The sequence below is a fragment of the Armatimonadota bacterium genome, from assembly GCA_031459855.1.
Lineage (GTDB): Bacteria > Sysuimicrobiota > Sysuimicrobiia > Sysuimicrobiales > Humicultoraceae > Fervidifonticultor > Fervidifonticultor primus.
Window position 1 is genome coordinate 632860 of sequence record JAVKHP010000001.1, and the last position, 26053, is coordinate 658912.

The 26053-nt window shown below is 73.0% G+C and carries 25 protein-coding genes and 1 riboswitch; of the genes, 13 read left to right on the forward strand and 12 right to left on the reverse strand.

Features of this window, described 5'->3' with window-relative positions:
- The first annotated feature begins 79 nt into the window (after window positions 1-79).
- Window positions 80-370, forward strand: coding sequence for an HU family DNA-binding protein (locus QN157_02880; protein MDR7554528.1), 291 nt, complete (start codon window positions 80-82; stop codon window positions 368-370).
- 111 nt (window positions 371-481) lie between these two features.
- Here the strand turns inward: QN157_02880 and holB are convergent, their stop codons facing one another.
- From holB to QN157_02910, 6 genes are all read right to left on the reverse strand, one after another.
- The gene (gene holB, locus QN157_02885) at window positions 482-1525 is read right to left on the reverse strand and encodes a DNA polymerase III subunit delta' (GenBank protein ID MDR7554529.1); all 1044 of its coding nucleotides are present in this window, start codon (window positions 1523-1525) and stop codon (window positions 482-484) included.
- Between the two features lie 11 nt (window positions 1526-1536).
- The gene (locus tag QN157_02890) at window positions 1537-1866 is read right to left on the reverse strand and encodes a cyclic-di-AMP receptor (protein MDR7554530.1); all 330 of its coding nucleotides are present in this window, start codon (window positions 1864-1866) and stop codon (window positions 1537-1539) included.
- 5 nt (window positions 1867-1871) lie between these two features.
- Window positions 1872-2594: a dTMP kinase gene (tmk, locus tag QN157_02895; protein ID MDR7554531.1), complete on the reverse strand. Its 723-nt coding sequence runs from the start codon at window positions 2592-2594 to the stop codon at window positions 1872-1874.
- Window positions 2595-2599: 5 nt separating this feature from the next.
- Complete coding sequence (locus QN157_02900) at window positions 2600-4141, reverse strand: R3H domain-containing nucleic acid-binding protein (GenBank protein ID MDR7554532.1); 1542 nt, start codon at window positions 4139-4141, stop codon at window positions 2600-2602.
- A gap of 215 nt (window positions 4142-4356) precedes the next feature.
- The gene (locus tag QN157_02905; protein MDR7554533.1) at window positions 4357-5622 is read right to left on the reverse strand and encodes an endonuclease Q family protein; all 1266 of its coding nucleotides are present in this window, start codon (window positions 5620-5622) and stop codon (window positions 4357-4359) included.
- A 272-nt stretch (window positions 5623-5894) separates the two neighbouring features.
- Window positions 5895-7223, reverse strand: a complete 1329-nt coding sequence (locus tag QN157_02910; GenBank protein MDR7554534.1) for an NAD(P)/FAD-dependent oxidoreductase — start codon at window positions 7221-7223, stop codon at window positions 5895-5897.
- Between the two features lie 275 nt (window positions 7224-7498).
- On the opposite strand from QN157_02910, the gene QN157_02915 reads away from it, so the two are divergent.
- From QN157_02915 to QN157_02925, 3 genes are all read left to right on the forward strand, one after another.
- Entirely contained in the window at window positions 7499-8044 is a 546-nt protein-coding gene (locus QN157_02915) for a DUF192 domain-containing protein (protein MDR7554535.1), read from the forward strand.
- Between the two features lie 28 nt (window positions 8045-8072).
- Entirely contained in the window at window positions 8073-9743 is a 1671-nt protein-coding gene (locus QN157_02920) for a GAF domain-containing protein (protein ID MDR7554536.1), read from the forward strand.
- Between the two features lie 190 nt (window positions 9744-9933).
- Complete coding sequence (locus QN157_02925) at window positions 9934-10506, forward strand: response regulator (GenBank protein ID MDR7554537.1); 573 nt, start codon at window positions 9934-9936, stop codon at window positions 10504-10506.
- Here QN157_02925 and QN157_02930 read toward each other — a convergent pair.
- Together QN157_02930 and QN157_02935 are read right to left on the reverse strand one after the other, a co-directional pair.
- Window positions 10472-11320: a metal ABC transporter permease gene (locus QN157_02930; protein ID MDR7554538.1), complete on the reverse strand. Its 849-nt coding sequence runs from the start codon at window positions 11318-11320 to the stop codon at window positions 10472-10474. The genes QN157_02925 and QN157_02930 overlap by 35 nt on opposite strands.
- 77 nt (window positions 11321-11397) lie before the next feature.
- Entirely contained in the window at window positions 11398-12240 is an 843-nt protein-coding gene (locus QN157_02935; protein ID MDR7554539.1) for an MBL fold metallo-hydrolase, read from the reverse strand.
- Between the two features lie 24 nt (window positions 12241-12264).
- Between QN157_02935 and hemH the strand changes: the two genes are divergently transcribed.
- On the forward strand, window positions 12265-13176 hold the full coding sequence (gene hemH / locus QN157_02940; protein MDR7554540.1) for a ferrochelatase: 912 nt from the start codon (window positions 12265-12267) through the stop codon (window positions 13174-13176).
- 135 nt (window positions 13177-13311) lie between these two features.
- Here hemH and QN157_02945 read toward each other — a convergent pair whose 3' ends face one another.
- The 3 genes from QN157_02945 to QN157_02955 form a co-directional block, all read right to left on the reverse strand.
- The gene (locus QN157_02945; protein MDR7554541.1) at window positions 13312-14121 is read right to left on the reverse strand and encodes a metal ABC transporter ATP-binding protein; all 810 of its coding nucleotides are present in this window, start codon (window positions 14119-14121) and stop codon (window positions 13312-13314) included.
- Complete coding sequence (locus tag QN157_02950; protein ID MDR7554542.1) at window positions 14118-15035, reverse strand: metal ABC transporter substrate-binding protein; 918 nt, start codon at window positions 15033-15035, stop codon at window positions 14118-14120. Before QN157_02950 ends, QN157_02945 begins: the two co-directional genes overlap by 4 nt.
- Before the next feature lie 135 nt (window positions 15036-15170).
- Entirely contained in the window at window positions 15171-15566 is a 396-nt protein-coding gene (locus tag QN157_02955) for a transcriptional repressor (protein MDR7554543.1), read from the reverse strand.
- Between the two features lie 525 nt (window positions 15567-16091).
- Window positions 16092-16174: riboswitch (cyclic di-GMP riboswitch) on the reverse strand.
- A gap of 223 nt (window positions 16175-16397) precedes the next feature.
- On the opposite strand from QN157_02955, the gene nadE reads away from it, so the two are divergent.
- The 8 genes from nadE to QN157_02995 all read left to right on the forward strand — a co-directional run bounded on the left by nadE (window position 16398) and on the right by QN157_02995 (window position 25200).
- Window positions 16398-17132, forward strand: a complete 735-nt coding sequence (gene nadE / locus QN157_02960; GenBank protein MDR7554544.1) for an NAD(+) synthase — start codon at window positions 16398-16400, stop codon at window positions 17130-17132.
- Window positions 17133-17310: 178 nt separating this feature from the next.
- Complete coding sequence (mfd, locus tag QN157_02965; protein MDR7554545.1) at window positions 17311-20709, forward strand: transcription-repair coupling factor; 3399 nt, start codon at window positions 17311-17313, stop codon at window positions 20707-20709.
- 130 nt (window positions 20710-20839) lie between these two features.
- Complete coding sequence (locus QN157_02970; GenBank protein MDR7554546.1) at window positions 20840-21820, forward strand: peptidylprolyl isomerase; 981 nt, start codon at window positions 20840-20842, stop codon at window positions 21818-21820.
- A gap of 4 nt (window positions 21821-21824) precedes the next feature.
- Window positions 21825-22493 carry a MazG family protein gene (locus QN157_02975; protein MDR7554547.1) on the forward strand — a complete coding sequence of 223 codons (669 nt, stop codon included), beginning with the start codon at window positions 21825-21827 and terminating at the stop codon, window positions 22491-22493.
- A 33-nt stretch (window positions 22494-22526) separates the two neighbouring features.
- Complete coding sequence (locus QN157_02980; protein ID MDR7554548.1) at window positions 22527-22787, forward strand: S4 domain-containing protein; 261 nt, start codon at window positions 22527-22529, stop codon at window positions 22785-22787.
- Window positions 22788-22802: 15 nt separating this feature from the next.
- Window positions 22803-24089, forward strand: a complete 1287-nt coding sequence (gene eno / locus QN157_02985) for a phosphopyruvate hydratase (GenBank protein MDR7554549.1) — start codon at window positions 22803-22805, stop codon at window positions 24087-24089.
- Between the two features lie 312 nt (window positions 24090-24401).
- Entirely contained in the window at window positions 24402-24758 is a 357-nt protein-coding gene (locus QN157_02990; GenBank protein ID MDR7554550.1) for a septum formation initiator family protein, read from the forward strand.
- Between the two features lie 67 nt (window positions 24759-24825).
- Entirely contained in the window at window positions 24826-25200 is a 375-nt protein-coding gene (locus QN157_02995; protein ID MDR7554551.1) for a S1 RNA-binding domain-containing protein, read from the forward strand.
- Between the two features lie 139 nt (window positions 25201-25339).
- Here QN157_02995 and QN157_03000 read toward each other — a convergent pair whose 3' ends face one another.
- A complete protein-coding gene (locus QN157_03000) occupies window positions 25340-25978 on the reverse strand; it encodes a hypothetical protein (protein ID MDR7554552.1) in 639 nt (212 codons plus the stop codon).
- Window positions 25979-26053 lie beyond the last annotated feature (75 nt).

The window sequence follows — 26053 nt, forward strand, 5'->3', positions numbered from 1 at the left end:
GAGTCCCGGCCGGGTCCAGGACGCCGGCACGGCCCGGGACGTCGGGCCCAGGCGCAATCACACTCGAGGAGGCGAGCAGATGGCGAAGGCGATGACCAAGACGCAGATCGCAGCGTACCTGGCCAACAAGTGCGGCCTCACGCGGAAGACGGCCGTGCAGTTCCTGGAAGAGCTGGCGAAGCTGGCCTACAAGGAGGCCAAGAACTCGTTCACGCTGCCGGGACTCGGCAAGCTCGTCGTGGTCAACCGCAAGGCGCGCATGGGCCGCAACCCGCAGACGGGCGAGCCCATCAAGATTCCTGCGCGCCGTGTCCTGCGCTTCCGGGTCGCCAAGGCCGCCAAGGACGCCATCCTGGGGGGCAAGAAGTAGGCGCACGCGCAGTGCCGCTGCGGGCGTGGGACGTCTGGTGGGATGGTCCGCAGTGGCAGGGGCGGGCGGCCGCGGGCATCTGCCCGCGGCCGCCCGCAACGCTTCCCGCGCCTACGGCACCGGCGTCGCCGCAGGCGGTGCGCCAAAGGAGAGGAACAACCGCTCCAGCACCAGCCGCGGGTTGGCGTTGCGCCGCAGGGCCTCCTTGGCGTCCTCCAGGGCTGCGATCCGCTCGCCCAGGCGTGCGTCGTCGTAGCCCGGCGCCAGGCGGGTGATCGCCTCCAGACGGTCCTGGTTGGCCAGCCGGGACGGCTCGCCCAGCTGGCGGTAGACCAGCAGGTCGCGGTACCACAGGATCGCCAGGTCCAGGAGGTCGGGCAGCAGCTCGGGCTCCTTGGCCAGGGCCTCGGCGGCGTCCAGCTGCGCCAGCAGGTCGCCGCCTTCCAGCTGCGGCAGCAGGTCCAGCAGGCGCTCGCGTGCGGCCAGGCGCGGCTCCGACTGCGCCCACTCCAGCGCCCGTCCCAGCCGGCCGTCGGCCAGCAGGGCCAGCACCCGCGCGCGCGCATCGGGGACCTGCCACCGGACGCACAGCGCACGCTCGATCTCGTCGGCGCGCAGGTACGAGCAGCGCACCAGCTGACAGCGGGACACGATGGTGGGCAGCAACGCGGTGGCCGACTCGGCCACGAGGACGAACACCACGCGCGCGGGCGGCTCCTCCAGCGTCTTGAGGAGACTGTTGGCTGCCGCGGGGCTCATCCGCTCGGCATCGGCGACGATGTACACCTTCCACGGGGCCTCGTAGGGCGGGAACGCCGCGTCGCGCCGCAGCGCGCGGATCTGGTCGACCGGGATCTCCTTGCCCTTGTAGTCGCGCGGGGGCTGGTCGATGAAGCGCTCGTGGGCGACGTCCAGCACGCGCACGTCCGGGTGGGCCCCGGCAGCGATCCGCCGACACGTCCCGCAGCCCCCGCACGCATCGCCGTCCGCTGGCCGCTCGCAGTTGAGCAGCTGCGCGAACGCCAGCGCCACCTGCCGGCGCCCGACGCCCGCCGGGCCCACCAGCAGGTACGCGTGCCCCACCTTGCCGGTGCGCACGGCGGTGCGCAGCAGCAGGATCGCATGGTCCTGGTTGACGACGTCGCGGAAGGGCATCCACCTGCCCGCTAGACCCGCTCCATCCGCTCCACGTTGAGCACGAACGCGATCGCCCCGCCCACCTCGACCTTCACGGGGTAGGTCACGTACGAGTCGACGGGCTCCACCACCGGGGGAATGGGCGTCATCAGCTGCTCCCGCCGCTGACAGGTGCGGCGGACGATGCCCAGCACCACGTCGACCTGGTCGTCCTCGACGACGGTGAGGATCGTGGCGTTGCCCTCCCGCAGGAAGCCCCCGGTGCTCGCCAGCATCGTTGCCTGGAGGTCCGCCTCCGTCAGTGCCTCCAGCAGCCGTCCCGCGTCGCGGCTCTGCACGATGGCCAGCACGAGCTTGATGGGGCTCACCCCTCTCCCGGCCGGCCGCCGACCGGGGCATCGAGCCCCTCGACGCCCCACCCGCGGGCGACCAGCAGCCGCCGCACCGCCGCCAGCGCCGCCGCGAAGACCGCGTCGGGTGCGCCGGCACCGTCGATGACGACAAATCGCGCCGGTTCTTCGCGCGCCAGCTGCAGGAATCCTGCGCGCACGCGCTGGTGGAACGCGAGCGTCTCCTGCTCCAGCCGGTCGCCGCGCCCCGGCGTCCCCTCCTTGCCCGCGGCGGCGCGGGCGCGGGCCAGGCCCACGGCGGGGTCGATGTCCAGCAGGAGCGTGAGGTCCGGGCGCACGCCGCCGGTGGCCAGGTCGTTCACCTGCCGGACCACCGCCACGGGCAGCCCGCGGCCGAACCCCTGGTAGGCCACGGAGGCGTCCACGTAGCGCTCGGAGAGCAGGCACACGCCGGCCGCCAGCGCCGGCCGCACGACCTCGGCCACGTACTGGGCCCGGCTCGCCGCGAACAACAGCATCTCCGTCTCGGGCCGCATCGCGCGGTGCGCCTCGTCGAGCAACAGCCGGCGGATCGCCTCGCCGATGGGCGTGCCACCCGGCTCGCGGGCCAGGCGCACGGGCACCCTCCCGCGCAGCGTCTCGTAGAGCCGGCGCGCCGTGGTGGTCTTGCCGGCACCCTCGGGGCCCTCGAGGGTGATGAACACCCCCTGCCGCGGTGCGGGCGCGGACGCGGGCACGGTGGTTACTTGGGGAAGATCACCACGCGCCGGAACGGCTCCTCGCCCTTGCTCTCCGACGCGAGGCCGTAGCGCTGGACGAGCTGGTGCTGCAGGCGGCGGATGTACGCGTTCTGCGGGGCGAGTTCCACCGGCTTGGCCGACTCGAGGACGGCGGCGATCGCCCGTTCGACCTCGGTCAACGCGGCCTCGTGCTCGGCGGCCCCCTCCTCGATCTCGAACACCTCGCGCAAGAACTCCTGGATCTGGCTCACCGTGTTGCTGCGCAGTACGTGGACGGGCACACCGCGGCCGGCGGCGTCGTGCAGGCGCCGGGGCTGGCGCTTCTCCTGCGACTTGAGGGTCAGGACCAGATCGGCCTCGGCCAGCGACTCGGCGACGAAGGCCGGCACCCCCAGCTCCCGGATCGCCCGCTCCAGGCGGTTGCGGCTGACCGCGTACGGGTAGATGCGCAGCGCGCGGTGGCCGGGCCGCCTGGCGTCCTCGGCCGGAGCCGGGGCGAACGGACCTTCGGGCGCCCAGCGCGGGGTGGGCGCGGGCGACGCCGAGATCTCCACCTGACCGCCCTCGGTGCGCACCCGCAGCTCGGGGCGGGGCGCCACGCCCCGCAGGTAGCGGTCGACGACGGTGGCGACGTCGTGGTGCACCGCCAGCCGGTCCTTGTCCTGGATCTCGATGACGACGTCGAAGGTCGGCGGGGCCTTGCGCTCCAGCACGGTCTTCTGCGTGCCGCGCCGGCGGGCTTCCTCGTCGGAGAGGGTCACGGCCTGGATGCCCCCCACCAGGTCGGAGAGGGTGGGGTTCTGCAGGAGGTTGTCCAGGGTGTTGCCGTGGGCCGTCGCGATGAGCTGCACGCCGCGTTCGGCGATGGTGCGGGCGGCCAGCGCCTCGGCCTCGGTGCCGATCTCGTCGATGACGATCACCTCGGGCATGTGGTTCTCCACGGCCTCGATCATCACCGCGTGCTGGAGCGTGGGCACCGGCACCTGCATCCGGCGCGCCGCGCCGATCCCCGGATGGGGGATGTCGCCGTCGCCGGCGATCTCGTTGGACGTGTCGACGATCACGACGCGCTTGCGCAGCTCGTCGGCCAGCACCCGGGCGGCCTCGCGCAGGAGCGTCGTCTTCCCCACGCCCGGCCGCCCCAGCAGCAGGATGGAGCGCCCCGACTCGATGACGTCGCGGATGATGTCGACGGTGCCGAAGACCGCGCGCCCCACGCGGCAGGTCAGGCCGATGATCTCCCCGCGGCGGTTCCGGATGGCGCTGATGCGGTGCAGGGTGCGCTCGATGCCCGCCCGGTTGTCCTTGCCGAACGCGCCCACCCGCTCGGTGACGTACTGGAGCATCTCGCGGGTCACGAAGTCCTCGCTGAGGTAGAGCGCCTCGCTGGGGAACCGGGCCTCGGGCCGGCGGCCGAGGTCGAGCACGACCTCCAGCAGCTGGTCGAGGTCAGGCCGGCGTTCCAGCGCCGCGCGGAGTTCCGGCGGCAGGACCGCCAGCAGCAGGTGCAGGTCATCGGTGATCTGGATGCGCCTGGCGGTCACGCGTGCCGGTGCTCCCCGCGCGGACGTGGAAATGGCAGGAGGCCCCGGGGGGCCTCCTGCGTCGACGCCGGCGGTATACGGCTGTTGCCCTCGTAGCGTCGTCACTGCGCTGCGAACGCGATCGACCATCACCCAGAGCCATTATACTACCCCGGCTGCGGGGTCGGAAAGCCGTCCCGCCGCTCCGGCCGCAGCGGCGTGACGGCCGGGACGGCTCAGAACAGGCTGGTCTGGGCGGGCTCGGGGGTCCGGACGGGCACAGCCCCTGCTCCGCCTGAGGGCGCGCTGTCGGCGAAGATGCTGATGGTGCCAAAGACGCCGTCGTAGCCCGGCGCGATCGTCACCCGCCCTTCGCGGACACGGCGCAGCCCCTCCGCAACCCGCGCCGTCGTCACGCGCTCGACCTCGGCGACGGGCACGTCCAGGAGGACGGCGAACTCCCCGCCGAACTCCTGACAGAGCGTGGAGTACGCTTCCCGCACCGCCACCGTGCCGGGCTGGGCGCCCATGGCCTCCGCGATGATCTCCTCCAGCGGGATCAGGTTCCGGTACGGGATCGCCCCCTCGGGCACGAACCCCTCCTCGCGGTCGGCCAGGACCTCCACGCGGTGCAGCACCCCCACCGTGGGCGGCTTGCCGCACACGGGGCACCGGCCGCCAGAGGCCCGCGTCTCCTTCGGCGTCATGCGCCGGTTGCACGCGCGATGCCCGTCGTAGTGGTACTTCCCCTCTTCGGGGAAGAACTCGATGGTGTACAGGAAGCGCGCCGTGTCCTTCTCGCGCAGCACCCGCACGATCTCGAAGTAGTCGAGCTCGCAGGCGAAGACGTTGGCCTCGCGGCCCAACTTCGCCGGCGAGTGGGCGTCGGAGTTGCTCACCAGCACCACCCGGTCGAGCTCCGAGAGGCGCCAGTTCATGGGCGGGTCGCTGGACAGGCCGGTCTCGACGGCCGCGATGTGTCGCAGCTGGTCGCCGAAGCACTCGGCGATGGAGTCGAAGCCAGAGTGGCTGCCGTACAGGGAGAACCACGGCGTCCACGCGTGCGCGGGGATGACCAGGCAGTCGGGCGAGATCTCCATGACGTACTCGACCAGGCGATCGCTGGGCAGGGTGAGGGTCGGACGCCCGTCGGCCAGCAGGTTGCCGAACCGCCCGAGGACGGCGTTGATGCGGTCCACCACCTCGAACGACGGCGCCAGGATGATGTTGTGGATCTTGCGCAGCCGTCCTCCGGCCGGGTAGACGTTGGAGACCTCGACGGTGAGCATGAAGTGCGCGCCGCCGTGGGTGTACAGCCCGCGGTCGGTGGGGCGCAACTTCGCCCGCAGCTCCCGCAGCCAGACCGGGTGCGTGAAGTCGCCGGTGCCCAGCAGCGTGATCCCCTTCAGCCTGGCCCACCGGGCCATGTTCTCCACGTCCATGTCCCGGCTGGTCGCCCGGCTGTACCGCGAGTGCAGGTGCAGGTCGGCAATGATCCGCACGGCAGCTCGCTCCCCTACCAAGATGTAGTGGATCTTCCGTCTCTTTCGGCACGATATATAGTAGTTCCTTGCTGGCAGGAACACTACCTGGTGCCTCGCCCCGACGGCTCCTTCCCCCGAGATCTTGGGCTGGTCAGGCACCCGACGCGGCGCCCGGGTGGGCGGCCAGGTCGTTGGAACGCCAGGCCGGCCTCGGACCGGTCACGATTCCGTCTGGCGTGGTAAAGACGATACGCTGGCCGCAGACCATCGCGGTCATCGTCGGTGCGGGGTCACGACTCCGGCCGACGCGGTGGGGACGACAGGAACCGTCCATCGCGCGGGGCCCTGTCGGCAAGGGCGCCATCGCCACGTGCGCCGTCGCGCCACAACGCGAGCGCTGCCGCGCCCAGGGCCGCCGCCACCGTCGGGGTCAGGCGGACGTCGCGTACCCCGGCGCGCAGCACCGCCCCCAGCACCGGGCGCAGCAGGCGGGACTGGTACTGCGTGTCGCCGTGCTCCTCCACCGCCCGGCGCAGGCCGGCGTCGGTGGCCAGCGCGCGAATCGCCATGTTCAGGTGGCGGTCGGGGAGGCGGTTCAGGGCTGCGCGGACGATCGACGTGAACCGCACCTCGCGCCCGAACGCCGCCTGCCAGGCGCGCTCGTAGCCGGCCAGCGCGCCGGCGGCGACCGCCCCACCCGCGACCACGTCTGCGGCCGCCCGCGCGGCCAGTTCGCCGGCCAGCATGGCGAAGTAGATGCCGCCCCCGCTCGTCGCCTTGACGTGTCCCGCAGCGTCCCCGACGACCAGCATGCCCGGCACGTAAGAGGGCCGGCGCGGGCCGAGCACCGGGATCCGGCCGGCCAGGCGGCGGACGATGCGGGCGCCTCGCAGGCGGCGCGCGGCCAGCGGGTGCTCCGCCCGCAGCCGCTCGAGGTAGTACGCGGGCGACCGGGCGGTGAGCCGGGGATCGATGGCCACCCCCAGCCGTCCGCGGTCCCCGCCGATCGGCATCAGCCAGCCGAAGAAACCAGGCGCCACGTCGGCACCGAAGTAGAGCTCCGGGGTATCGTCGGCGTCGATGCGCGCGCCCTCCACCTCGTACTGCAGGCCGTGCACGAGCCGGCGGCGCAGGCGCAGCCCGAGCTGGGCCGGCAACACGGGATGGGCCCCCTCGGCGTCGATCACCACGACCGCGTCGATCGTCAGCCGCCCCCGCGGCCGGTCGGCCACCACACGCAGCCGCCCGCCGGTCCGCTCGACCAGGCGCGCTCTGGCCTCCGTGATCACCTCGGCGCCGGCGGCGGCCGCACGGTCGGCCAGGAAGCGGTCGAACACGGCCCGGTCGACCACGTACGAGTCGATCGCCGCGCGCCGCACCACGGCCGTGCCGCCGTCGGGGGCGCACAGGACCGCCGCCCGCAGCGCGGTCTGCGCGAGCGCGACCGGCAGCGCGAACCGGCGGAACGCATGGACCGACAGTTTGCCGGTGCAGTGGGTGGGGCACCCGACCTGGCGGTGCGCTTCCAGCACCACCACGCGCAGCCCGGCCAGCGCAGCGGCACGGGCCGCGCTGGCACCGCCGGGCCCGGCCCCGACCACCAGGACGTCGCAACGCACGATGGGCTCCTCGACGCGCATGCGCCGCGGGCCGCGGCTCGGTCCCGCGACGACGCCGGTCTGTGGTACCGTAGTGAAAGAGTCTACCACACGGGCGGCGCGGTGTGCCGCGGCATCGGGGTGCCGGCGTTGCGGCCGCCACCCCGCCGCCGGGGACAGGGTCTGCGAGCACGAGCCGAACGCAGCGGGGAGTACTGCCGACGATGCCCACACCTCGGGAGCCTGACACGCACGGCGACCTGCAGGCGCCCCCCGGAGCCCTCTCGCAGGGCGCGATGCCCGCACCCCGGGCGTCCGCAGCCGCCGCGCCCGCGGCCCGCAGCACCGCACGCCGCCGCGTGGCCGCGACGCTCGTCGTCGCCGCCATCGGCACTGCGGCGCTGTGGGGGCTGCGCGAGCCCTCCGTGCCCGCCGGTCCGCAGCCACGGTTTGGCCGCGGCACCCTGGTGTTCGTTCAGGACGGGCGGCGCGTGCGCCTGGCGGTCGAGATCGCCGACACGCCCGAAGCCCGCGCCCAGGGCTTGATGTACCGGCGGCACCTGGACGAAGACGCGGGGATGCTGTTCGTCTTCGACGAGGACGCCCGGTGGGGCTTTTGGATGAAGAACACGTTCATCCCGCTGTCCATCGGGTTCCTCGATCGCTCCTGGCGGCTGCTGGAGATCCTGGACATGGCGGTGGCGGCCGATCCGGAGCGCGGGCCATGGCCGATCTACGAGCCCGCACGCCCCTACCGGTACGCGGTGGAGGTCAACCAGGGCTACTTCCTCCGCCGGGGGATCACGCCCGGCGCGCGGGCCGAACTGGTGGTGCACAACTAGCCGGACGCGACGGCGAGGACGACCGGAGATGAGCCTGAGATCGTCGGAGGTCGAGCAGGCCCAGCGGCTGGCCCGCAAGGAGGCCGAGATCGCCGCGCTGCGGGAGATCAGCCGCGCCATCTCCGCCGCCCTCGACCTGGAGGCGACCCTGCAGCTCATCACCCGCACCACGGCCGAGGTCATGAAGATGGACTCGTGTTCCATCTACCTGCTGGATCCGGCCGGCGAGTGGCTGGTCCTGAAGGCCACCACGGGCCTGGCGGCGGAGTCCATCGGGCGCGCGCGGCTGCGCTTCGGCGAGGGGCTGACGGGCTACGCCGCCCAGGCGCGCACGCCGGTCTACAGCAGCGACGCCGCCAGCGACCCCCGCTTCGTCTACGTCCCCGGCACGCGGGAGTACGCGTTCCGCTCGCTGCTGGCCGTCCCGCTGCAGACCGCCGGCAAGGTGCTGGGTGCCATGAACGTCCAGACCACCGCCGTCCACGAGTACGGGCCCGACGAGATCGAGCTGCTGTCGATCATCGCCGACCTGGCAGCGGGCGCCATCGAGAAGGCCACGCTCTACGACAGCATGCGCCGGCAGATCGCCGAGCTCTCCACCCTGGCGGAGGTCAGCAAGACCCTCACCGCCCCGCTGTACCTGGAGGAGATCCTGCGGCTGATCTGCGAGATGGCCGCCGGACTGCTGGATGCCCGGCTGTGCGCCCTCATGCTGCTGGACGAGCAGACGGGCGAGCTGGTGCTTGCGGCCTCCCACCGGGCGGGCGAGCGCTACCAGCGCAAGCCCGCGCTGCGCGCCGGCGAGGGCATCAGCGGCCTGGTGGCCGCCACGGGCGAGCCCGTCGCGGTCCCCGACGTGCTGGACGACCCGCGCTTTATCCACAAGGACCTGGCCCGCGCCGAGGGGCTACGGGCCCTGCTGACCGTGCCGCTGCGCGTGCGCGATCGCATCATCGGCGTCTTCAACTGCTACAAGGATCGCCCCTACCAGTTCAGCCGCGACGAGATCTCGCTGCTGTCCACCCTGGCGAACCAGACGGCGCTGGCCATCGAGAACGCATCGCTCGTGGTGCGCTCGGCCATCGTCCGGGAGATGCACCACCGGGTCAAGAACAACCTGCAGACCATCGCCATGCTGCTGCGCCTGCAGCTGCGCGACGGCCGCGAGGTCTCGGGGCGCGAGGTGCTCACCGAGACGATCAACCGCATCTTGAGCATCGCCGCGGTGCACGAGATCCTCTCGGTCGAAGGCTTCCGGCTCATCAACCTCCGCGACCTGCTCGAGCGCGTGACCCGGACCGTGAGCCAGACCATGGCCCGGCCGCCGTTGCAGGTGGCCATCACCGTCGAGGGCGAAGCCCTGTTCCTGCCCTCGCAGCAGGCGACGTCGGTGGCCCTGGCGGTCACCGAGCTGGTGCAGAACGCCATGGAGCACGCCTTCCCCGAGCGGACGACGGGCCGCATCCGCATCGTGCTGGCCCAGACCGACCGCGACTGGCTGCTGGAAGTGACCGACGACGGCGTGGGCCTGCCGGCTGGCGCCGACCCCCTGGCCACCGACAACCTGGGGCTGAAGATCGTGCGCGCCCTGGTCACCGAGGACCTGCAGGGGCGCTTCGACCTGGAGGGCGCACCCGGCGCTGGCACCCGGGCGGTGCTGACCATCCCCCGGGTGCGCGAGACGGGCCCGGTGCGGTGACCATGGCGCGCCCGCAGCGTCCTGTCACCGTCGCGCACGCCCCCCGGCACGGCACCCGCCGTGCACCCGCACGGGCGTGGGTGCCCGCACGGAGTCGGAGATCCGCACGGCCCTGCCTCACCCCGTGCTGCTGGCCGCGCGCGCGTCCTGGCCGAGGCCGGCGGGCGCCGCGCGGATCGACCTGTCGCCGATGCCGCCGCTGCGGGTCCTGATCGCCGACGACGAGGCCCTGATCCGCATGGGCCTGCGGGCCATGCTCACCGAGGCGGGCTACCAGGTCGTCGGTGAGGCGGGCGACGGGCGGCGCACGTTGGACCTCATCCGCAAGCTGGACCCCGACCTGGTCTTCCTGGACATCAAGATGCCGCCGCCCGATGGGCTCGCCGTCGCCGAGCAGGTCATGGCCGCGGCGCCGCGCCCGATCATCCTGCTGACGGCCTACGGCGACCGCGACTACATCGAGCGCGCCCGGGCGGCGGGCGTGATGGCGTACCTGGTCAAGCCCATCAAGGAGGCCGACCTGGTGCCCACCATCGAGCTGGCCCTGCAGCACTTCCGCACGCAGGGGGCGCTGGCCGACGAGATCCGCAGCCTCGAGGACGCCCTGCAGACGCGCAAGCTGGTGGAGCGGGCCAAGGGCGTGCTGATGGAGCGCGAGGGCCTCTCGGAGGTCGACGCGTTCCGCCGCATCCAGCGGGCCAGCCGCGACGAGCGGCGGCCCATGAAGGTCATCGCGCAGGAGATCCTGGAGGGGAAGCGCTAGGGGGCGCGCCCTCGCCTCGCCGGCGCCCCACGAGCGACGCCGCACCGAACAGCCCCAGGGCCACCAGCACGATCGCCCCGCCGGCGGCCAGGTCGAGGTAGAAGGCCGCCACCAGGCCCAGCAGCACCGCGGCCAGGGCGAAGGCCACCGCGGCCACCACCGTGCCGCGGAACGACGTGGCCACCCGCATGGCCGCCAGCGCGGGGACGACCAGCAGCGCGCTCACCAGCAGGATGCCCACGACCCGCATGGACAGCACGACCACCAGCGCCGTCAGCACCGTGAGCAGGGTGTTGAGCGCACCGACGGGCATGCCGCTGGTGCGGGCGGCCTCCTCGTCGAGCGTGACCGCGAAGAAGTCCTTGTAGAGCACCAGCACCACGGCCGCCGTCGCGGCGCCCAGCCCGGCCATCACCCGCAGGTCGGCGGGCTGCACGGTGGCGATGCTGCCGAACAGGTACCCGAACAGGTCAACGGTGAAGCCCCGGGCCAGGCTGATCAGCACGATGGCCACCGCGAGCCCGCCCGAGAGGAACACGGCCAGGGCAGCCTCCCCGGACAGGTGGCCGCGCGTGCGCAACGCCTCGATGCCGACCCCGCCCGCCACGGCCACGATCAGCGCGCCGGCCAGCGGCGGCGCGCCGGCGAACAGCCCCAGGGCCACGCCGGCCAGGGCGAGGTGCGCCAGGGTGTCGGCGATCAGTGCGAGCCGCCGCAGGACCAGGAAGACCCCGATGAGCGGGCAGACCACGGCCACGATCACGCCGGCCAGCAGGGCCCGCTGCATGAAGGCGTGCTGGAGCACCTCGGGCATGGCCGCCTCAGGCGACGCGCAGCGCCCCGGCGTCGTCCCAGGGGATCTCGGAGGGCGCGCGCCGGCGGCGCACGGCGCTAGCGGGCCAGGTGCGCGCGCAGCCGGGCCACCGCCGTGGGCAGCACGACCTCGAGCCGGTAGCCCGGGAACCGTGTGCGCAGCGCCTCGACGATGCCCTCGTCCGTCCAGCCTGCGGCCAGGCCGTCGCGCACCACCGCCTCCACCGCGTCGTGGTAGGCGGCCTGCAGGTCGATCACCTCGGCCCCGGCGACGGGACCGTGCCCCGGGACGAAGACGTCGGCGTCCAGGGCGCGCAGCGCGTCGAGCCCGCGCCGCAGCTGGTCCAGCCGCGCGTGCTCGTAGTTGTAGTGGTAGCCGTTGAAGAGCAGGTCGCCCGCGATGGCCACGCGCTCGGCCGGCACGTAGACGAAGGCGTCGCCGGGCGTGTGCACCCATCCCGGGTGCCACACCTCGACCTCGAGCCCGCCGGGGTGCACCGTCAGCGTCTGCTCGAAGGTGACCAGCGGGGCCACCACCTCGGCGTCGGCGAACAGGTCGGCGAGCTCCGGACGGGCCCGCCGCTCGGCGAGCAGGGCCGGGTGTTCGGCCAGGATGCGCTCGCGGCAGGCCTGGTGGGCGATGACCGCCGCGCCCTGACGCGCGAACAGCGCGGCGCCCAGCGTGTGGTCGGTATGGTGGTGCGTCAGCACCACCGCCCGCACCGGCGCCGCCGTGTGCGCCCGCAGCGCGGCTTCGACCTCGCGGGCGTGCGCCGGCGCGATCAGCGGATCGACCAGCACCACGCCCTCGCTGCCGACGACCGCGGCGCAGTTGGTCCCGTACGCGGCCTGGATCGTGTCCTCCCCGAACGTCCAGACGAACACCCGGTCACCGATCTGGTACTCCGTCAATGCGCTCATGCCTATGGTATTCTGTGTGGAGCCATGAGTCCCTCGGCCGTCCTGCTGATGGCATACGGGACGCCGGCATCGCTGGCCGACGTGCCCGCGTACTACACCCACATCCGCCAGGGACGCCCGCCGACGCCCGAGCAGGTGGCGCACCTGGTGGCGCGCTACGAGGCCATCGGCGGCACCTCGCCGCTGCTGGCCATCACCCAGGAGGTCGCCACGGCGCTGGCTGCGCGCTTGGCCCTGCCCGTGTACGTCGGCATGAAGCACTGGCACCCATTCATCGCCGACGTGGTGGCGCAGATGCACCGCGACGGCGTCGCCCGGGCCGCGGCGATCGTCCTGGCGCCCCACTACTCGCGCATGAGCGTGGGCGTCTACCTCGCCACGGCGCAGGAGGCGGCGGCCCGGTGCGGCGGGCCCGCGCTCGTGCCCGTGGAGGCGTGGCACCTGCACCCCGGGCTGGTGGCCACCCTGGCCGACCGTGTGCGGGCCGCGCAGGCCGGGCTGTCCGCCCGCGCTCATGTGCTCTTCACCGCGCACAGCCTGCCCAAGCGCATCCTCGCGTGGGGTGATCCGTACCCGGGGCAGCTCGTTGCCTCGGCGCGCGCCGTGGCGGCGGCCGCGGGCGTGGGGCGGTGGTCGTTCGCCTTCCAGAGCGCCAGCGCCACCGGCGAGCCGTGGCTGGGCCCTGACGTGCTCGAGGCCCTCCGCGACCTGCACGCCGCGGGCGTCAGCGAGGTGGTCGTCTGCCCCATCGGCTTCGTCGCCGACCACCTCGAGGTGCTCTACGACCTCGACGTCGAGGCCGCGGCCCTGGCGCGCGAGCTGGGCGTGCGCCTAGTGCGCACGGCCTCGCTGAACTGGTCGCCGCCGTTCATCGACGTGCTGGCCGACCTCGCCGCGACTGCCCTCGGCCTGCGCTACCCTGCCGCCCATCGGTGACCGCAGCGCCCCGGAGCGCGCGCCCGACCGGTCCACACGGCACCCGGCACCCGCTGTCCGACGCCGCGGGCACGCTCGCCCGAGCGCTCGCGGCCACCCACCGGCGTGTGCGCCGTGGCCGGTGGCGCGTGCCCGTCAGTGCACGTGGGAGACCACGCGCACGCCGGTGCGGTAGACGGCGCGCAGGGCGTCGCTCTCGAGGAAGCCTGCGGGCGCGCCGTGGTAGACCAGCACCCCATTGAGGCAGGCCAGCGTCGTCACCTCCGAGGCGATCACCCCCACGTCGTGGGACACCATGACGAGCGTCACCCCGAGGTCGCGGTGGAGGTGGCGGAGCAGCGCGTAGAAGTGCGCCTGGGCGTCGGCGTCCACGCCCACGAGCGGCTCGTCCAGCACCAGCAGGTCGGGCTCGCTGGCCAGCGCACGGGCGATGAACGCCCGCTGCTGCTGGCCGGCGGAGAGCGCTCCGATGGGTCGATCGCGCAGCGCGGCCAGCCCCACCGTCTCCAGCGCCTGCACCACGGCGCGCTGGTCGGCGGGCGAGAACCGACGTCCGACCCCGGCCCGCGCGGCCCGACCGCTGGCGACGACTTCCGCCACCGTGGCCGGGACGCGCGCCTCCAGGCCGACGACGCGCTGCGGGACGTAGCCGATCCGGCTCCACTGCCGAAACCGCGCGATCTCGGTCCCAAACAGCCGCACCGTCCCGCACTGGGGCCGCAGCAGGCCCAGCACGATCTTGACCAGGGTGGTCTTGCCCGACCCGTTCGGGCCGATGATGCCCAGGAAGTCCCCGGCGGCGACGGTGAGGGTGATGTCGTCCAGCACGCGCTGCCCGTCGTAGGCGAAGCAGACGCCCGCCACTTCCACGACGGGGGTGCCCCGCGCCGGTGGCCGCCGCCGCTCCCGCGGGCCGACGAGGCCGGGGCGCTCGGGTGTGCTCATGGCGCGCACCCCAGCTCGGCGCGCAGCGTGCGCAGGTTGGAGCGCATCGCGCTGAAGTAGTCGCCGCCCGCAGGCGGCGGGCTCTCCACCGGATCCAGCGGCACCGTGCGCGCGCCGATCTCCTGCGCCAGCGCCTCCGCCAGCCGCGACGGGCCACCCGGTTCCACGAAGATCGTCCGCACCCCGCGCGCCCGCAGCGCCCCGGCCAGCCTGGCGACCGCGCCCGGCGCCGGGTCCGCTTCCGGGGTCGCGCCGGCCAGCCCGACGTGCTCGAGCCCGTACCGCCGGGCCAGGTAGGCGAACGCGGTATGCGAGGCCACCAGCAGGCGGCGCGCACAGCGCTCCAACCCCGCCTGGAACTCGGCGTGGAGCCGGTCGAGCTCTGCGCGGGTCCGCGCCGCACCGTCGCGGTAGATCCGCGCGCCGTCGGCGTCGGCGGCGATCAACGCGAACGCGATAGCTTCCACGACCTGCTGCGCCAGGACCGGATCCAGCCAGACGTGGGGATCCCAGCCCTCCTGGCCGGGGCCGCCGGGGCGACCCGCCGCCGGCAGGAGCGGCAACCCGGCGGTGGCCCGCACCACCCCCACGCGCCGCGGCAAGGTGGGCACCACGCGGCCGACCCAGGGCTCGAACCCTGCGCCGACGTAGACGAACAGCCGCGCGCGGCCAAGCGCGACCAGGTCCTGCGGCGTGGGCTCGTAGTCGTGGGCTTCGACGCCCGCGGGCACCAGCACCCGCACCGCCACGCGCTCGGCGCCCACACGGCGCGCGAACTCGGCCAGGGGGGCGATGGTGGCCACCACCTCAAGCCGCGGGCTCCCCTGGCGCCATCCGGCGAGCCGCGCGGTAACCACCAGCGCCGCCACCAGCGCGGCCACCACGCCCACCACCGTCGCGATCCGGCGCGTCACCCCCGATTCCCCCACGCCGTGCGCAACGACGGCGCAGCGCCTGCAGCGGACGCTGCCGCGCGCCGAGGACACGCCGCGCGCGGACGGTCACCCCACGCCCCGTGCACGGCCATCGAGCGGATCGTCGCCATCGCCCTACCCGCCGCCGGCCTGGCAGGCCGCGCAGATCCCGTAGATGCCCAGCTGGTGCCCGGTCATGCGGAACCCCGCGGGCAACAGGCGCGGGACGTGGGGCACGATGCACTGCCGCAGCGCCTGAAAGCGTCCGCAGCGCACGCAGACGGCGTGGTCGTGGTGTTTGGCCGCGAGCCCGTAGCGGACGCCGCCGTCGGCGAGGTAGGCTGGCTCCACCAGCCCGCTGCGCACGAACAACTCCACGGTCCGATAGACCGTGGCCAGCCCCACCCGGTGCCCGCGCCGCCGCAACCGGCCGTGGATCTCGTCCGCCGTCAGATGACAGCCTGCCGCCGCGAGGATCTGGAGGATACGCGCGCGCTGGCGTGTCTGCCGTGGTGTCGCTGCGATGTGCATGCACGCCCCGCCCGGTTTTACTTGAGAATTATTTTCAAATTCGAGCCCATGGTAGGCCCACCGCGGTGGACCTGTCAAGTGCGGGCACGGCTGCGCGGGTACGGCGGTGGTGGCGTGGCGGAGGACGCGGTGCCCGGCACGGGGCTCCGCCGAGGCCGCGGCCGCAAGCCCGCGTGGTGGGCCCGTTCCTCGGAGGCGTCCGGGCAGACCGGGACGTGCCCGCGAGGGCGTTGACCGGTTGCCCGAGGCGTTCCCCGTCGTGCTGGAAACCGTCGACGCAGGCTGGCACGGCCGGCCCGGGGGAGGCAAGGGGATGCGACGGTGCGCCCAGTTGCCCGCAGGGCGCTGCGCAGGGGAAGATCAGGTCGGCGTCGGTACGCCGTGCCGGAGTCGGCGACCAACGCGTGCTCCCCGGTGGGCCGGCCGCGCCATCTCCAGCGTACTGGTGAGGACGCGGCCCCAAACGGGCCCCGCAAACAACGACGCGAGCGCCGGGGAAGCACTCGCGTTCGCCTGTGCTTCCTCTTCGGCAACCCGGCCGACCACCGCTCCCGGTGGTCCCGTCGGCTTTGCGTCCCCGGATTACTCCGGGTTTGCCCGTTCGGAGGTTCGCCGCGCTATGCGATTGGTGCCTTGCATACTAGCGCATCCGCGCCGTTTTGGCAACGCCAGTTCGGGAGAGGTTCGTGGCGAAGCCAAGGGAACTTCCGCGTGTGGCCGTCGTGGCCCCACCGGCCGAATTCGGGCGCGCAGGTCCCCACCTCCGCCAGCGACGACGCTTCCACAACAGGACGCAGGAGGACCCACGGCACTTCGCCGAAGGCAACGCCCGTGCAGGATGCCGAGTACCTGATCCGACACCTGGTGGACTGGCTGCGGGCACGTGCCGATGAGGCCGGCGCCGTGGGTGCGGTGGTGGGGATCTCCGGCGGGGTCGACTCGGCGACCGTGGCCGCGCTGTGCCTGCGTGCTTTCCCCGACGCCACCCTGGGCGTGGTGATGCCCTGCCACTCCGACCCGCGCGACCTCGACGACGCCCGCACGGTGGCCGGGGCGCTGGGTCTGCCGGTGACGACCGTGGTGCTCGACGGAGTCTACGACGCCCTGGTGGCCGCGCTGCAGACGTCGGCCTACTACGCCGACCACCGCCTTGCGCTGGCCAACCTGAAGCCGCGCCTGCGCATGACCACGCTCTACTACTTCGCCAACCGCCTCAACCGGCTGGTGGTCGGCACCGGCAACCGCAGTGAGCTCGCGGTCGGATACTTCACCAAGTACGGCGACGGCGGTGTGGACGTGCTGCCGCTGGGCTGCCTGACCAAGGGCGAGGTGCGGGCGCTGGCCCGGGCGCTCGGCGTGCCGGAGGCGATCGTGGACCGCGTGCCCACGGCCGGGCTGTGGCCGGGCCAGACCGACGAGCAGGAGCTCGGCCTAACCTACGCCGTCCTCGATCGGTACCTCCTCACGGGCGAGGCGCCCGCCGACGTGCGCCAGCGCATCGAGCGGCTGCGCGCGGCCAGCGAACACAAGCGGCGCCCCCCACCCGTTCCCGAGTTGCCCCGCTGAGCGCCGGCGCTCCGCGGGCACCGCCTCCCGGGCGCCGTCGGGGATTGCCACCCCAGGGAGGACTCCCGGGGTCTGGCGGTCGTCTCCCAGGCAACGCACGGCATCGCGGAGCGCGCGGGGTCTCCGCGGGATCGCCACGGTATAATGAAAGTTACGGCCGAATGATCCGGAGACACGCGTGCTGACGGGAGTCCTGGCGCTCCTGCGGGAAGCGCCGCAGTACCATCTGGTCCGGGAGACGTTGCGGGCGGGCGCCGCGCCGGCAGTACTTGGCCCGTCGGCGACCGCGGCGGCGGCGGTGCTCGCGGCGGTCCTCACCGATCCTGCGCTCGCAGCCCAACCTGCGCTGGTGGTGACGCCGTCGCAGGACGTGGCCGAACGCCTGGCCGACGACCTGCGCGCCCTGCTGGACGGCACCGACCTGCACGTGCGCGTCTACCCGGCGGGTTCCGGGCCGGGGACGCGTGACGAGACGACGGACGACGAGCGTGCGGCGGCCGCCGCCGCTGTGGCGGAGCGCCTTGCGATCGTCGAGGCACTGGGGCGCGGCCTGGCATACGCTGGACCCGCAGGCACAGGACCTGCAGACGCGGGACTCCGTGAGACCGACCCGGCGCCTCCGCGCCCCGTGGTGGCGGTGGCCTCGGTCGAGTCGGCCATCGAGCCGCTGCTGGCCCCGCCAGCGCTGCAGGCCGCCACCCTGACGCTTGCGCCCGGCGCGTACCTCCCGCGCGACCAGTTCGTCGCCCACCTGGAGGAGGCGGGCTACACGCGCGTGAGCCTGGTGGCCGCACCAGGGGAGTTTGCGGTGCGCGGCGACGTGGTCGACGTCTTCCCGGTCGGCGCGCCCGCGCCGCTCCGTGTCGACCTGTGGGGCGACGAGGTGGAGCGGCTGCGGACCCTCGACGCCGCGACCCAGCGCGCGGGACCCACGGTGCAGGCTGCGCGCCTCCGGCCGGCACGCCTGGCCGCACCCACCCCTGCGGTCGCAGCGGGACTGGCCGCCCATCTGGCACCGGGAGGCGTGCTGGTCCTCTACGAGCCCGCAGAGAGCGCCGCACGGGCAGCCGAGCTGGCCGGGCACGCCGCGCACGGCGGCGTGCCACCCCTCACCTGGACGACGGCGGTCGACGTCGCGCCCGACCGGATGCGCCTGGCCATCGCGGGAGCGCGGTGCAGCGAGGACGCATGGGTCGAGATCCGCATCCCGGTCGGCGGCATCGAGGCGTTCGGGGGACAGACCCATCTCCTGGCCCAGACCCTGCGCGGGCTCGCCGGCGAGGGGCTGCGCGTGGTCGTCGCCTCGGCCCAGGCGGCGCGCGTCGTCGACATCCTGACCGAGGCCGGGGTGGACGTGGCGCGCGCCGACGCGCTGGAGGTACCGCCGCCTGTCGGGCGCATCGTGGCGATTCCGGCACGGCTGCACCGCGGCTTCCGCGTGGACGCCGTCGGCCTGGCGGTGCTCACCGACAGCGAGATCGTGGGCTGGCGGCGGCGCCGGGCACGCATGCGGTACCTGCGCGACGGCGAGCGCCTGACCTCGTGGGCCGACCTGAGGCCCGGCGACTACGTGGTCCACGTCCACCACGGGATCGGGCGGTACCGCGGGCTGGTGCAGGTGCCCGCCGACGGCGCGGCGCGCGAGTACCTGTTGCTGGAGTACGCGCAGGGCGACCGGCTCTACGTGCCCGTCGAGCAGATCCACCTGGTGCAGCGCTACGTCGGCGCCGAAGGCGAGCACCCGCGGCTGCACCGGCTGGGCGGCGCCGACTGGGAGCGCGAGAAGCGGCGCGTCAAGGAGGCCGCGCGGGAGATGGCCGCCGAGCTGCTGAGCCTCTACGCTGCGCGTGCCTCCACGCCGGGGCACGCCTTCGGTCCCGACACGCCGTGGCAGCGCGAGATGGAGGCCGCCTTCCCCTACACCGAGACGCCCCACCAGCTCCGGGCCATCGAGGACGTCAAGCGCGACATGGAGGCCCCGCGGCCCATGGACCGGCTCGTGGCGGGCGACGTGGGGTACGGCAAGACCGAGGTGGCGCTGCGCGCGGCGTTCAAGGCGGTGATGGACGGCAAGCAGGTGGCCGTGGTCGTGCCCACGACCATCCTGGCCCAGCAGCACTACGCCGTCTTCGCCGAGCGCTTCGCCAAGTTCCCCGTGACCGTGGAGCTGCTCAGCCGCTTCCGCACGCCTGCGGAGCAGAAGGAGATCCTGGCCCAGACCGCGGCGGGGGTGGTGGACGTGCTGATCGGCACCCACCGGCTGCTGGCCCGCGACGTGGTCTTCCGCGACCTGGGGCTGGTGATCATCGACGAGGAGCAGCGCTTCGGCGTGCGCCACAAAGAGCACCTCAAGATGCTGCGCAAGCACGTGGACGTCCTGACGCTGACGGCGACGCCCATCCCGCGCACGCTGCACATGGCCCTCAGCGGGCTGCGCGACCTCACGGTGATGGAGACGCCGCCCGAGGCGCGGCTGCCGATCCACACCGAGATCCGCCCCGACGACGATGGCGTGGTGGCCGAGGCGATCCGCCGCGAGCTGGCTCGGGGCGGGCAGGTCTACGTGGTCCACAACCGGGTGGAGACCATCGAGCGCGCCGCCCGGCGCATCCGCCAGCTGGTGCCCGAGGCCACGGTGGCGGTCGCCCACGGCCAGATGCCCGAGGAACGCCTGGAGGCCGTGATGCTGGACTTCCTGGGCGGGCGCTTCGCCGTGCTGGTGTGCACCACCATCGTCGAGATCGGTCTCGACATCCCCCGGGTCAACACCATCATCATCGAGGACGCACACCGGCTGGGCCTGGCGCAGCTGTACCAGCTCCGCGGCCGCGTGGGCCGGGCCGACCGGCAGGCGTACTGCTACCTGCTCTACCCGCGCCACGTGCCCCTGACCCCGGAGGCCGAGCAGCGGTTGCGCGCCATGGCCGAGTTCGTGGAGCTGGGGTCGGGGCTGGGGCTTGCGATGCGCGACCTGGAGATCCGCGGCGCGGGTAACCTGCTGGGCCCCGAGCAGCACGGGCACATCGCCGCGGTGGGCTTCGACCTCTACTGCCGGTTGCTGGACGAGGCGATCCGGGAGGCGAAGGGCGAGATCGTGGAAGAGCCCCGCGACCCGGTCCTGGAGCTGGGCGTCGACGCCCGCCTGCCGGCAACGTTCCTGCCCGACGAGAACGAGCGCCTCCGGATCTACCGGCGGCTGGCCGCTGCGCGCAGCCTGGACGACGTCGACGACATCGCCGCCGCCCTGGCCGAGGCGGGGCCGCTGCCCCCGCCGGTGGAGGCGCTGCTGGACGTGGTGCGGGTGCGGGTCGTGGCCCGACAGGTGGGCGTGGCCGCCATCACGCGCGAGGGCGACCAGTACGTGGTGCGCCTGGCCGCGGCCGGTCACCTGGACGGCGCCACCCAGCGACGGCTGCAGCAGGCGCTGGGCACCCGGGCGCGGGTCACCGCGGTCGGGCTCGCGGTGCGCACGGGCGGCACGACGTTCGCCGAGCAGGCGGCCAGCCTGCGCGAGGTCCTGGCGCTGCTGGGGTGGGTGGGCGCGGGCGCTATGCCGGTGCCCGCGGCCTCGCGGTAGTCGCCGCTGGGGCTGTGCGCGTGGGGCCTCGCCACGGCGTCCCATGCCAGGGCACATCCGGCGCCGTGCGCTGGCCCCGCAGCCCCTCGTGCGGTATGCTGGACCCGCTGTCCAAAAGGAGGGAGCGTGCATGACAGTCCGCAGAGTCGCGGTGGCCGTGGCCGTGGTGGTCGCGCTGGGCGCGGCCGGCGTGGGCGCCTGGTATCTGTCGACCCAGGCACGACGGGGCGCAGCCGTGGCCGTCCGCGTGAACGGCGAGGCGATCTACTGGTCCCAGGTGGACGCCGAGGTCAGGCGCGCCGCCGCGCAGTTCGGGGTCGACCCGTCCACCCCCGAGTTCGAGAAGCAACGGGAGCAGATCACCAAGATCATCGTCGACCAGATGGTGGCCCAGCGCCTCATCATGCAGGAAGCCCGCAAGCGCCACCTGACCGCGACCGACCAGGAGGTCGAGGCACAGCTGGCCGAGATCGTCAAGCGGTTCCCCGGCAAGGCGGAGTTCGAGCAGGCGCTGGCCCGCAACCACCTCACCCTGACCGGGCTCCGGGACCTGCTGCGCGTGCAGCTGACGCAGCGGCGCGTGGCCGAGGCCGTGGCGCAGGTGACGGTGAGCGACGACGAGGTGCGCCGGCAGTTCGACAGCAACCGGCGCCTCTACGATCGGCCCGCGCAGATCCGCGTGAGCCACATCCTGGTGCGCGTGGCGGACAAGACCCAGGAGGCCGTGGCGCAGGCGAAGGTCAAGGTCGTCCAGGCCCGCCTCGCGGACGGCGCCGCCTTCGACGCGCTGGCCCGGCAGTACTCCGAGGACCCGGGCAGCGCGCCCCAGGGCGGTGACCTCGGCTACGTCAGCCGGGGAACGCTCGTCAAGGAGTTCGAGGACGCGGCGTGGGCGCTGAAGCCCGGCCAGGTCAGCGGGCCCGTCCGGACCCAGTACGGCCTCCACATCATCAAGGTGACCGACGTCCGGCCGGCCGAGGCCGCAGACTTCGCCAAGGTCAAAGAGCAGATCCGCCAGGAGCTGCTGGCGTCCAAGCGGGAGAAAGCCTTCGAGGCCTGGCTGGCGCGGGTGCGCAAGGAGGCCGCGATCGAGCAGTTCCCGCGCATCTAGGACGATGCGGTTTCGGTTCGACGACCTCGTGGCCGTGATGGCGCGACTGCGCAGCGACCAGGGGTGCCCCTGGGACCGCCAGCAGACCCACGCCACGCTGGGCCGCTACCTCCTGGAAGAGGCTCACGAGGCCCTGGAGGCCATCGCCCGGGACGACCCCGCCGCGTTGCGACAGGAGCTCGGCGACCTGCTGCTCCAGGTCGTCTTCCACGGCCAGCTGGGCCGCGAGGCAGGCACGTTCACGGCCGACGACGTGGTCGACGGGCTGGTGCGCAAGCTCCTCGCCCGCCACCCGCACGTCTTCGGCGACCTGCACCTGGGCACGGCGCGCGAGGTCGAGGTGCAGTGGGAAGAGCTGAAGCGTCGCGAAGAGCCTACCCGCGGCCCGCTGGACGGGATCCCGGCGACGCTCCCGGCCCTCGCGCGCGTCCAGGCGATGGTCGAGCGGCTCGCCCGGGCCGACGACGGACGCCACCTGGCCGATCCGACGGCGGCGGCCGCTGCCCTCCGCGCCGCCGTGGACGCCGCGCTGGCCGCGACGCACGCGCCGGAAGCCGCGCGGACCCGCGCGTTGGGCGACCTGCTGCTGGCGGCGACGCGCCTGGCCGTGGCCCTGCAGGTCAACGCGGAAGCGGCCCTGCGCGCGGCGGGCGAACGTATCGCGGCAGGGTGATGGCCGGAGCGTCGATGCGGGCGCGGTATCGCCGTGCGGCTGGATAAGTTTCTGCAGGTCAGTCGCCTCGTGCGACGCCGCGTCCTGGCCAACCGGCTGTGCGACGCCGGACGGGTCACCCTGAACGGCAGACCCGCCAAGGCGGCCGCGCCGGTGCGCGCCGGCGACGTGCTGGGGATCGCTCTCGGGGCGCGGCGCCTAGTGGTGCGGATCGTCGAGGTGCCCGACGGACGGCCCGCGGTGGACCCGCCCTACGAGGTGCTGGAGGACCAGCGGGTCGCCGACGCCTGGTGAGAGGCAGGGGTGCCGATGCCCACGATCGCCCGCATCCTCGCCCGCGAAATCCTGGACTCGCGTGGCAACCCCACGGTGGAGGCCGACGTCGTGCTCGACGACGGCACGGTGGGGCGCGCGGCCGTGCCGTCGGGCGCGTCGGTCGGCGAGCGCGAGGCACTGGAGCTCCGCGACGGCGACCCGCACCGCTACCTGGGCCGGGGCGTGCTGGGTGCGGTGCGTCGCATCACCGAGGACCTGGCGCCCCTGCTGGTAGGGCGCGACCCCACCGACCAGACGGCCATCGACCGGCTGCTGATCGACGCCGACGGAACACCCAACAAGAGCCGGCTCGGCGCCAACGCGCTGCTGGCGGTGTCGCTGGCCTGCGCGCGGGCCGCGGCCGCCGCCCGTCGCGTCCCACTCTGGCAGCTGCTGGGCGACGCGGGGGTGCTCCCGGTCCCGCTGCTCAACATCGTCAACGGCGGCGCCCACGCCCAGAACCGTCTGGACGTCCAGGAGGTCATGATCGTCCCCGCCGGTGCGCCCACGTTTGGTGAGGCGTTGCGCTGGGGCGTCGAGGTCTTCCACTACCTCCGGCGGCTGCTGCACGCGCGCGGGCTGGCCACCGGGGTGGGCGACGAAGGGGGCTTCGCCCCCGACCTGGCCACCACCGAGGACGCCCTGGCCGTGGTGCTGGAGGCCATCGTGGCCGCCGGCTACGAGCCGGGGCGGCAGATCGCCCTGGCGCTGGACGTGGCCGGAAGCACGCTCTACCGCGACGGCGCCTACGTGTTCGCGGGCGAGGGACAGCGCCGCGAGCCGGCGGCGATGCTCGACTACCTGGCCGGATTGGTCGAACGGTTCCCGCTGGTGTCCATCGAGGATGGCCTCGACGAGGACGCGTGGGCCGACTGGCAGGCCCTCACGCGCCGTCTCGGCGGCCGGGTACAACTGGTGGGCGACGACCTCTTCGTCACCAATCCGACGTTGCTCCGTCGCGGAATGGCCGAGGGGGTCGCCAATGCCGTGCTCGTGAAGCCCAACCAGATCGGCACGCTCACCGAGACGCTGGAGACGATGCGGCTGGCGCGGGAGGGGGGTTACGCCGCCATCGTCTCGCACCGGTCGGGCGAGACCGACGACGTGACGATCGCCGACCTGGCCGTGGCCACCGGCGCCGGCCAGATCAAGACCGGCGCACCGTCCCGCGGCGAGCGCGTGGCCAAATACAACCAGCTGCTGCGCATCGAGGAGGCGCTCGGGCCCCGCGCGCGGTACGCCGGCTGGGCCGCGTTCCCCCCGGGTGCACGACGAGGGTAGCCGGCCCGCAGGTACCGTGGGGCCTGAGGCTACCCGGGGCGTTCGGCCGCGCGGGCGGATGCCAGGCCGGGGCAGGCTGTCGGGAGCATCACCCGGGAGGTCGGGCCGCGGCGGGGTGGCTGGGGATCCAGCCATTCCTACGCGGCGCAGGCCGTCAGGGCACCACACGAGACGCTGGAGCCGGTGGCTCCGGGGCAGGAGTCAGGCGCCCGTGCGCGAATGGCCCTGTAGTCACCCGGTTCGGGCCGCCGTCGCAGCGACATGGCATCCTCCGCGCACCCTTCCCTCCCGCCCCGCCCGTTTCGCCGTACCGTGCCGCGCTGGCTCGGGCCGCTGGTGGCCATAGCGCTGCTGGCAGGGGCCGGCGCGGTCTTTGGGGGAACCTACTGGGGCACGTACGAGCTGCGCCGCGAGGCGGCACGGCTCGCGCAGGAACGGGATGCGCTGGTCCGGCAGAAGGCGCAGTTGCGCGAGGAGATCCGGTTGCTCCACCGGCCCGAGTACATCGAGCGGCTGGCGCGAGAGCAGCTCGGGCTGGTGCGGCCGGGGGAGATCGCGGTGATCGTGGTCGAGCCCACGCCGGCGCCGTCGCCTGCGCCCGCGGACGGCGTCCCGCGGTGGCCCCGGCAGGGCCCGGGACGCGCCAGCCCGCCGGACGGTGTGCGTTGACACCCGCGGGGGGTGTCGGTACAATCACCCCGCCACATCGCAACGGAAGGAGCGGAGCCGACAGGGAATGAGCGTGGAGCCGGGAACGATCGTCGAGGGCACCGTGGTCAAGATCACGCCCTACGGAGCGTTCGTCGAACTCCCCGATGGCAAGAGCGGCCTCGTGCACATCTCCGAGATCGCCGACACCTACGTCAAGGACGTCAAGGACTACCTCAAGGAACAGGATCGGGTCCGGGTGAAGGTCCTCGGGCTCAACGAGAAGGGGAAGCTCGACCTCTCCATCAAGCAGGCGCTCTCCCCCGAAGAACGCGCCCAGCGGGCCCGCCAGAAAGCCTCCTTCGAGGAGAAGCTGAAGGCCTTCATGAAGGAGAGCGAGGAGCGCCTGCTCGACCTCAAGCGGAACACCGAGGCCAAGCGCGGCGGCCGCCGGCGGCGGTAGGGCCGGAGCCGGTCACCGCTTCGTATCGCTGACCCGGCTGGGGCATCTTTCTGCGCAACAGGAGACGCGGAGGGCGCCTGCGTCTCGGTAGCGTGCAGACCGCGGCCAGAACGCTGATGGGGCGGTCAACTGCGACGTCTCATCGTTCCTCATGCCCGAGCAGGACATCAAAGAACTGATCGATGTTGTTTCGGACATTCCTGACCAACGCGATGTACCATTCATACCCGGCTCCAACACACTCCTGTAACACCTCTCTAGTAATAACCAGCTCCACGCTCACAGGAGCCACGCACTGCCGCAATTCGGCCAACGCGTCGCTCATGCCCTGCTCGTGGTCCCACCACGAAACGATGAACCCTGAGATCTCGTACTCCCGACGTCTGTACTCAACTTGTCGTGCGAGCAACCAAGCAAAATCCCAGACCCGTTTAGTAAATGGTGATGGGGATAACTCCTGCACCCAATTCTTGGCCTCCCACACGAAGTACCCGTTGCCTCGTCGAAAGAGGCCATCGGGCGTGCAATAGGCCGCGTGTCGTTGAAGCTGCCTCAGTTTGGCTGCGAGCCGTGCATGGTAGCCGCTTCGCACTTGAACCGGCAAAGGGATCTTCTTCCAGAAAATTCTGGGCTTGCCCGGAAGAACTTCGTACCCCCTGTGCGTGAAGTAGCCACGCAAGAGGTCTTCATAGAACTTCGCAAATAGTGCAACCCGCAGTGCGCCAGCATTTGCTGGACTAAACAACTCGTCGATTGGCGCCTGCATCCGCTTGCTCATCACTACAACCCATCGCGCGCTCTTCGCACGGACTTTGTGCCAGCCCAACAGTCCGTCGACAAGCCCGGCGAGCGC

Coding starts and splice junctions, on each gene's coding strand:
- QN157_02880 (MDR7554528.1), top strand. CDS start 80: ATGGCGAAGGCGATGACCAAGACGCAGATCGCAGCGTACCTGGCCAAC.
- eno (MDR7554549.1), top strand. CDS start 22,803: ATGCCCACGATCGCCCGCATCCTCGCCCGCGAAATCCTGGACTCGCGT.
- QN157_02925 (MDR7554537.1), top strand. CDS start 9,934: ATGCCGCCGCTGCGGGTCCTGATCGCCGACGACGAGGCCCTGATCCGC.
- QN157_02970 (MDR7554546.1), top strand. CDS start 20,840: ATGACAGTCCGCAGAGTCGCGGTGGCCGTGGCCGTGGTGGTCGCGCTG.
- QN157_02915 (MDR7554535.1), top strand. CDS start 7,499: ATGCCCGCACCCCGGGCGTCCGCAGCCGCCGCGCCCGCGGCCCGCAGC.
- QN157_03000 (MDR7554552.1), bottom strand. CDS start 25,978: ATGAGCAAGCGGATGCAGGCGCCAATCGACGAGTTGTTTAGTCCAGCA.
- hemH (MDR7554540.1), top strand. CDS start 12,265: ATGAGTCCCTCGGCCGTCCTGCTGATGGCATACGGGACGCCGGCATCG.
- QN157_02945 (MDR7554541.1), bottom strand. CDS start 14,121: ATGAGCACACCCGAGCGCCCCGGCCTCGTCGGCCCGCGGGAGCGGCGG.
- QN157_02995 (MDR7554551.1), top strand. CDS start 24,826: ATGAGCGTGGAGCCGGGAACGATCGTCGAGGGCACCGTGGTCAAGATC.
- QN157_02935 (MDR7554539.1), bottom strand. CDS start 12,240: ATGAGCGCATTGACGGAGTACCAGATCGGTGACCGGGTGTTCGTCTGG.
- holB (MDR7554529.1), bottom strand. CDS start 1,525: ATGCCCTTCCGCGACGTCGTCAACCAGGACCATGCGATCCTGCTGCTG.
- QN157_02975 (MDR7554547.1), top strand. CDS start 21,825: ATGCGGTTTCGGTTCGACGACCTCGTGGCCGTGATGGCGCGACTGCGC.
- QN157_02955 (MDR7554543.1), bottom strand. CDS start 15,566: ATGCACATCGCAGCGACACCACGGCAGACACGCCAGCGCGCGCGTATC.
- QN157_02930 (MDR7554538.1), bottom strand. CDS start 11,320: ATGCCCGAGGTGCTCCAGCACGCCTTCATGCAGCGGGCCCTGCTGGCC.
- QN157_02920 (MDR7554536.1), top strand. CDS start 8,073: ATGAGCCTGAGATCGTCGGAGGTCGAGCAGGCCCAGCGGCTGGCCCGC.